This window comes from Mesorhizobium sp. M7A.F.Ca.AU.002.02.1.1, assembly GCF_003998535.1.
Lineage (GTDB): Bacteria > Pseudomonadota > Alphaproteobacteria > Rhizobiales > Rhizobiaceae > Mesorhizobium > Mesorhizobium ciceri.
Genome location: NZ_RZPB01001130.1, coordinates 1 through 1,427, shown reverse-complemented (window position 1 = coordinate 1,427; position 1,427 = coordinate 1). Strand labels below are relative to the sequence as shown.

Sequence of the window (1,427 nt, the reverse complement as noted above, 5' to 3'; positions counted from 1 at the left end):
GTATAAGGCTTGCGCGTGTCGAGCGCGACCATCTGGTCGGTTTCGAGGCTGGCATCGTTCAACGTGTAGAGGTCGACGCTGGGGTCATCGCAGATGTAACGGCATTGATCGGCCGTCTCCTTCAGATCACCGCTGGCGGCGAATTGCGACTTTGGCGCCGGGAAGAAATACCCGTCCGACAGACGCACGCAAAACAGCATCGCATTGCCGCCGAACGTGGTGCTCGCCGATTGGGTGCCGGGCGCGGCGCGCGCAGACCGTTGCTTTGCCGAAGGCGCGCAGCCAAGCGCCACGAGGCGCGCCTGCAGACCCGCCGTGTCGCGGCCTGAATTCCCGGCGGCAGCGATCCGGCGCTGCACATCCGAGCGGCTCCTGGCGAGATCGGCGCAAGCGTTGAAGAGACCACCAAGCGAACTTTTCGCCGTGCACTGGCGCTGTCTCTCGATAGTCTGGATGGCTGCAAGTTGCCGGCGCAGTTGAGCAAGCTCCGGGTTCGCCCCGTTGCTGCGGCCACCCGAAAGCAACTGGCTTCTGATCGCGCCGCAGCTGTCCGCGTAGGACGGAAGCGTCCCGAACAAAACCGCCGCCAGCGAAATCAATGCGACCACCATGGAAGGCCAGAAACGGATCATCGGGACAACTCGGTCCTTTTTGCGGAGAACCCGGAATTACAGTCCATAACTTACACAAGTTTCAGCTATATGAGTAAACTCTAATTATCTCAAGAACTTCAGCCGGGGTAAGCTTTTGTCTATTGTATTATGTCATCTCGTGTAAATTCGATATTACATTTTTATTTCAAGATTGAGACGAACCTCAAAGGAAAGCGCAAGCCCGACCCTCGCCGCGGACCTGCAACGAAACGGACCGCCATTATCGCCAGGCGTTCGAAACCTTTGCCCGGTCTTCCGCGTTGAAGGACCAAAGGGAGAACGCAGATGTCGATCCACTTCACCGTCTCGGACCTGACAAGAAACCTGTTTCACTCGCTGGGGCTGGATCAGCGCGCGCCAAGGCCTCTCAATCCCGAACAAAGCCTGTTGCTGGAATGCTATCTGGCCGGTCAGGTTCCGGAATCGGCCTGGAACGACTACGTCTTCGAAACGCCCGATCTTGCCCGGCATGCCGCGGCACGGCGCAGTCACCATTGAGCCGGCGGCGGGTGCCTACTTGGGAGAGGCGAATTGCAACGTGAACACGTTGCCGGCGATGCCTTGCGCCAGTTTCGCTGAGAAGGTCAGGGGCAGACAATTCTGCAAGGCGGTCGTTGCGGCGTCGACAAAGGACTTCTTCGCCTTGGCATCGCCTTCCACCTTGATGGCTGTCGGCCTCGGTGGGCCGATCAGCGTGCCGTCCCGCTTGAAGCTGAAGCTCAAGGTGACGCTGGCGGTTCCCGCTCCCGCCGGCGGTGTCCAGCAAGCCTGGAT

Annotated in this window: 3 protein-coding genes; 1 reads left to right on the top strand and 2 read right to left on the bottom strand. The window is 59.6% G+C overall.

What is annotated here, in order from left to right; all coding sequences use genetic code 11:
• Positions 1–632 (bottom strand): DUF2865 domain-containing protein (locus EN879_RS35765; protein ID WP_127274707.1); only part of this gene is annotated, 632 nt, incomplete at its 3' end.
• Positions 633–938: 306 nt separating this feature from the next.
• Between EN879_RS35765 and EN879_RS35760 the strand changes: the two genes are divergently transcribed.
• Positions 939–1,151 carry a hypothetical protein gene (locus EN879_RS35760; protein WP_013529263.1) on the top strand — a complete coding sequence of 71 codons (213 nt, stop codon included), beginning with the start codon at positions 939–941 and terminating at the stop codon, positions 1,149–1,151.
• 15 nt (positions 1,152–1,166) lie between these two features.
• Here the strand turns inward: EN879_RS35760 and EN879_RS35755 are convergent.
• Positions 1,167–1,427, bottom strand: a 261-nt coding sequence (locus EN879_RS35755) for a hypothetical protein (protein WP_127274706.1), incomplete at its 5' end; no start/stop codon positions are given.